The organism is Occallatibacter sp. (genome assembly GCF_049802275.1).
Classification (GTDB): domain Bacteria; phylum Acidobacteriota; class Terriglobia; order Terriglobales; family Acidobacteriaceae; genus Telmatobacter.
Genome location: NZ_JBARMD010000051.1, coordinates 1 through 5293, shown reverse-complemented (window position 1 = coordinate 5293; position 5293 = coordinate 1). Strand labels below are relative to the sequence as shown.

The following is a 5293-nucleotide window of genomic DNA, read 5'->3' as shown; positions in this document are numbered from 1 at the left end:
TCGCGCAGGCCGAGCCATTGAATGGAGTCAATGATCCCAGTGCTCTCCGCGAGGTCTTGCATATGTTCTTCTTCCCAGGCACTTGCCTCGCCAGCTATCCAGAGTTGCGTTTGAGCCGATGCGGATCGCACTCGGGCAAGGGCCCGCAGCAGATTCGGATAGTCCTTCGCGGGAACCGCGCGGCCTGCAGCTAACCATATGAAGTTGTCGCCTGCATTCAATTCGCCGCGCACGGCTATGCGTCGATCTGGAATAGGTGTGAATTCGCTGAGATCGATTCCATTGGTGATGACGGAGCATTTGCGTTGCGGCACCGCACCAATCTGCGTGAATCGATTCGCCACAGCCTCGCTAACCGCCGTGGTATGGATCGCGAGGCCATCAGTGAGACCGTAGAGTGCAGAACGCCGCCATCCGCCCTCGTAGACGTTATGGATCGTGGAAAGCACGGCCGGAGCAGAGCCGAGCACGTGGAGCACTCTCGCGGCCATATTCGCCGGAAACGTGTGGCTGTGAACGAGGTCAGGACGAAAGCTGCGCAGAAAGCGATGAGCGGTCGCGAGTCCTGAAGTGAAACCAACGAGTGACTTGCTCATGTCAAGCCTGACCACTTCAATCGTGCACTGCCATTCATGCGCTTCGTGCGGCTTGAGCACGATGAGAACAACACCGTGCCCGCGGGCGGCCATGCGTTCAGCCAGAGCGATGACCTGGCGTTCGGCGCCGCCTCTGCCGAGCGAGGTTAGCATGTAGGCGATGCGCATGGTCCCTTGAATCCGCAGTGAACTGGTCAAGAGATGATAGCGCAGGGTGATCAGGAAACCGTGTGTGCGGCCTCACTCTCGTTTGTGAACACTCGACGTAAAAGCGTATCGACAGCGATTTTCCCGGGGCCGAGGATGAGGATGAGGAGCGCGGCGAACCAGTAGGTGTAGGGGCCGGCTCCGTAAAAATCTTCGGGCTTGGAGAAGATGTGGGAGAAGTTGACGCGGTCGTCCGGGACGCTGAGGTAGGCCATCGTCATGTTAACGAAGAGCACCAGCGAGGTGAGACGCGATGCGATGCCGAACGTGAACAGGAAACCGCCGCAGAATTCAATCAGCGCGACGATTAACGCTGTCATGTGCGGAGCGGGCAGATTGAGGCTGGTGAAAAAGCCGGCGACCTTGTCGAGATGCGTCAGTTTGCCCCAGCCGTCCTGCATGAACTGCCAGCCCCAGTAGAGGCGAATCGCGAGGAGGAGAAGGCTTTGCAAACGGGTCATCATCGCGGCGAAGACCTCGTAGACCTTGTGCGCGGAGGTGAGAATGTCGCTCATACGTGCATCCTTCAGGGGCCGAAGCCCAACGCGTTCCTTTGATCGTCTTACGGCACGACTGAAAGTCATGCCTGATACAGATCTGCCGGCGGGACCTTCTTCATCCAGACGAGAGGAATGTGCCCTGCGGATCGATTGTCATTTCATCTCTGAGACAATGTTCGCGGTATTTGCGTTACAGGAAATCCATAGCAGTGGTGTTTTAAGAATGAAGCTGATCGAGATCCGGAGCGCAGATCCAGCCGAGTTCGGACCAGTTGGTGAACCACTGCCGGACAAGTTGGGGCCGCTTTGCGCTGGGCACGCGCGAACTCGTGATCCCTATCTCAATCGCCTGGGCGAGGCGCATGCCCTGGCGAATCGCAAACAGGGTCTCGAATTCCTCGCGTTTCAAACGAAGGTAGTAAACAGACAGGTCGACGCGATGAGCGGCAAGCCACGTTGGTTTGCGCCGTAACGCAGGAAGCTTCGAAGGCGCCTGCTCTTCCTCCTCATGCTGAACACCAGCTTCACTTGTCTGACGCTTTTCGTGCTTGTGCAAGCTGAGCACAAGGTCGTCCACGGGGAAATCGAGTGCGATCAGTCGCAGGTGCGGCTGCAGGGAGAGGTGTGAGTCTCCGTCGAGCGTTGATATCTGCTTCAGGGTGAGCGGGTCGCGTTCGGCCGAGTCAAAGGCCTCGACAAATGCCCATTCCATGCGCGCCACATCCTGTGCGAGGCGACCGCGACGGCCCGCGAAGTGCGGATTTTTAGCCAGCCATTCGGCCAGATGCGATCCGAGATTCCGCAGGGAGAAGGAGCGGCTGGGATGCTCGTTGAGGTACGCAACCGACATGGCTTCGAACGCGCGTGCTCCAATGACGGAACGCAGCGCGGGGAAATCTTCGGCGAGCGCGCCGAGCACGCGGAACCAGTATTGCCGGTTATAAATCTCGAGGCGTTCGAAGGGTGAGAGCCTGCTGTTGGGCGCAATGAAGGAGGCGGCGATTTGTTCCATTGGCCGACCGTCGGGTGATTCGCGGCGCATGTTCTCGTCGGCCGTCAGGGGCATCATGACCGCGCGGGACATTTCGCGTTGCAGCTGGGCGAGGCTCATGGATTCGGAATTCATTGCGCAGGCTCCAGAAGCTTCCCTTCCCAGGTCTCAGAAGCAGACTCTGGGGACTCCACTGCTTCGTGTGGGTCCGAAGACTGTTGCAGGTACCGGTTAGCTTTTAAAGCTTCTGCGTGGACTTCGTCGAAGCTGGGAATGTGATCGTCCCACTCGAGCAGCGTTGGTGTGGGGCCGCAGCGTTCAATGGCGCGGGCATAGAGGTCCCACACAGGATCGATGACCGGATGATCGTGGGTGTCGAGGATGTATTTCTCGTAGCGCGAGTGGCCGGCAATGTGAATCTGCGCGACGCGATCGGCGGCTACGGCGTTCACATACTCCATGGGATCGAATTCGTGATTCACCGATGAAACATAGATGTTGTTGACATCGAGAAGAATGCCGCAGTTGGCACGCTCAACCACTTCATTCAGGAACTCCCACTCGGTCATCTGCGAAGCGGTAAACGCAGCATAGGAGCTGACGTTTTCGACGGCGACGGGGATTTCCAGGTAGTCCTGCACCATGCGGACGCGATCGGCGGTGCGAGCGACGGCCTCCCATGTGTAGGGGAGCGGAAGCAAGTCGTGCGAGTAGGTTCCATCGACGGAGCCCCAGCACAGATGATCGCTCAGCCAGGGAGTGCCCGTGCGGCGGACTAATGTCTTCAGACGCTTCAAGTGCTCAGGATCGGGTTCGGTCACGGATCCGAAGTACATCGAGACGCCATGCTGAACGACACGATAGCGCTCGAGAATCTGATCGAGCATGGCCAGCGGGCGGCCGCCGTCGATCATGAAATTCTCGGAGATGATTTCGAACCAGTCGACCACCGGCTTGCGCGAAAAAATGTGCTGGTAGTGCGGAATGCGCAGACCTATTCCGACGCCGTGGTTCTGAAACGCATTGAAGCGATTACCGGGCATAGATATGGGTCAAGGGAGCCAACTGAAGCGGGGATCCGGCTTTCACTCCAAATTGACCCGACCTCGTATTCAATTTGATGTTCATCCGCGGGTGTTCGAATCCTACAACATTCAAGCGATTCAAGTGGAAAGTTCAAAAGGAGGGCAGCGCACCGTTTGGAAAAGTGTTGCTGCCCTCGATTTGTACAATTTTTTGCCTTTGCCTCTTCAGCAACCGGTGAATGAGATGAACTCACCGAGAGGCGTGGACAAATGAGGGGTGAACGGTTCAAAGGTGCGGGGCCGGGAGGTGTCAAATCCGGCGGCGTGTGCATGTGCCTTATCGACGAAAGGAAGCAGCGCGGTCACTGCCTGGCTGATATTGGTCAGGCACAGCGTTCTCTCATATCCGTTGTTGTTCGGTGGGTGCACGTTCTCCGGGACTCCCTGCAGCCCGGTGATCTTGGCAATTGGTCCACCATCCTGCGAAACAACATCACCGGCAACCGTACGAGCGAGAGTGCGATGATCGCTTTCAATGCCCATGATGCGAGCGGCCGTCACGCGCAGGTCGGCAGTGCTGAAGTAGCGCACTCCGACAAGATAGGCAGCGATGAAGGCATCTTCAAGGCTGACGAGCGTGTTGAGCGTGACCTGTGCGCTTGAGAACATGTTTTTCGGATAGTAGAAGGTTGTGAAGGGAGAAGCCTTCCCCGTTGCCGATGAGGCCAGCAGGTAGTGCGACATCTCTTCCTGCCTTGCTGCATAGAAGTAGCCCTGGTCGTCATCGGGGATCCGGGTGAACCATCCGGAGTCGCTTACGATGCCGGTGTAAGTTGCCACTGCGAGAGCCTCGGCAATGGCCGCGGCTGAAAGAATATCGACGTCGCTGCTGGTTGCGGTCGCGTCCTTGACTGGATCATGGCCGGGATTTGGTTGATCTGCAAATGCGCTAACCGTACCGGCAAGCGAGAAAAGCCCCAATGCGGTCGCCGTACCCGCCAGAGATGCATGCTCAAAGAAAGAACGCCTCGAAAGTCCCGGGGAGCGCGATTCAACTGGCCGTTCATTTTTGTTTTCAGAAATACTCACGTTAGTTCTCCTTCGCCAGGTTGGGTTTCGCGCAAAGCCCAGTGCCTACCAAGGAATCGCTTGATACGATGCGGCAGAAATGCTCCGGCCTCTCCGCCGCATCGGCGATGGAGAAGTGTTTAGGCGAGATGCGGCTTGGAGCCATCGGTTGCACAGCCGCCCTTGCCCTTGCAGCTGTTCTTGCCTTTGCAGCCGTTGTCGCTGGACTTGCAGCCACCCTGGCCCTTGCAGTCGTTCTTGCCTTTACAGGAGTGTTTTGCAGGCTTGTCCTGTCCGGTGTAGCGGAGACCAGCCTTGGCGGCCGTGACCGTGGGGTTCTTTCCGTTTGTACCCGGGGTCGCCGCATGAGCCGCGACAGTTCCACCCATCAGACCAGTTAAAGCAGCGGTGAGCAGCATTGCACTGAATTGGTTTTTCATGTGAGATAGACCTCTCTGGGGTTGAGGCGGGGAAGCCGCCGTTGGTTGTCACTACACGACATCTTCCGGGAGCGCAGATGTCGCACGAACTGTGGCACGCACTCTAGGAGTGCAGGCATGCGCGAAAGGTTACAAGGAAAGGGGGCAAGCTGAAAATGAAATTCTTTGCACCGGTCCCTTTGTCCTATGAACGGGCCAGCGGGGTATTTGGATTGGCCGGACGCATGTGCTGATTTAACCTGAGGTTGGCGGGCTGGATGCAGCCGGATTCTTTCCCGAAGGATGGGGGCGTTCCATTGCAAACCCAGAAGCAGAATGAGGGACCAGCCGGGGTCGATGTAGAGCCCCGCGGCTTTTGGATCAGCATTAAGCAAATGCGCACCATTGGCTGGACGAGCGCCATGCTTGCCCTCCTGCAGAGCCTGTGCACGGCGGTATTGACTGTCAGCGGAATTCGGGTGGCGAT

General features: G+C 57.7%; 6 protein-coding genes and 1 pseudogene. 1 reads left to right on the top strand and 6 read right to left on the bottom strand.

Translation table 11 applies throughout. The annotated features are described in order from the left end of the window. The 6 genes from WA354_RS01665 to WA354_RS01640 form a co-directional block, all read right to left on the bottom strand. A partial coding sequence (locus WA354_RS01665) for a glycosyltransferase (protein WP_472811271.1) occupies positions 1-764 on the bottom strand: 764 nt, incomplete at its 3' end. 50 nt (positions 765-814) lie between these two features. Then, entirely contained in the window at positions 815-1318 is a 504-nt protein-coding gene (locus WA354_RS01660) for a DoxX family protein (protein WP_472811270.1), read from the bottom strand. A 202-nt stretch (positions 1319-1520) separates the two neighbouring features. After that, positions 1521-2429: an HvfC/BufC family peptide modification chaperone gene (locus WA354_RS01655; RefSeq protein ID WP_472811269.1), complete on the bottom strand. Its 909-nt coding sequence runs from the start codon at positions 2427-2429 to the stop codon at positions 1521-1523. Continuing rightward, positions 2426-3337 (bottom strand): MNIO family bufferin maturase, encoded by a 912-nt coding sequence (gene bufB / locus WA354_RS01650; RefSeq protein WP_472811268.1) that lies wholly within the window; start codon positions 3335-3337, stop codon positions 2426-2428. The genes WA354_RS01655 and bufB overlap by 4 nt, the downstream gene beginning before the upstream one ends. A gap of 207 nt (positions 3338-3544) precedes the next feature. After that, positions 3545-4408: a ferritin-like domain-containing protein gene (locus tag WA354_RS01645; RefSeq protein ID WP_472811267.1), complete on the bottom strand. Its 864-nt coding sequence runs from the start codon at positions 4406-4408 to the stop codon at positions 3545-3547. 119 nt (positions 4409-4527) lie between these two features. Continuing rightward, complete coding sequence (locus tag WA354_RS01640; protein WP_472811266.1) at positions 4528-4827, bottom strand: hypothetical protein; 300 nt, start codon at positions 4825-4827, stop codon at positions 4528-4530. A gap of 257 nt (positions 4828-5084) precedes the next feature. On the opposite strand from WA354_RS01640, the pseudogene WA354_RS01635 reads away from it, so the two are divergent. Further along, positions 5085-5293 (top strand): annotated as a pseudogene (locus WA354_RS01635) (hypothetical protein); the annotation flags it as partial.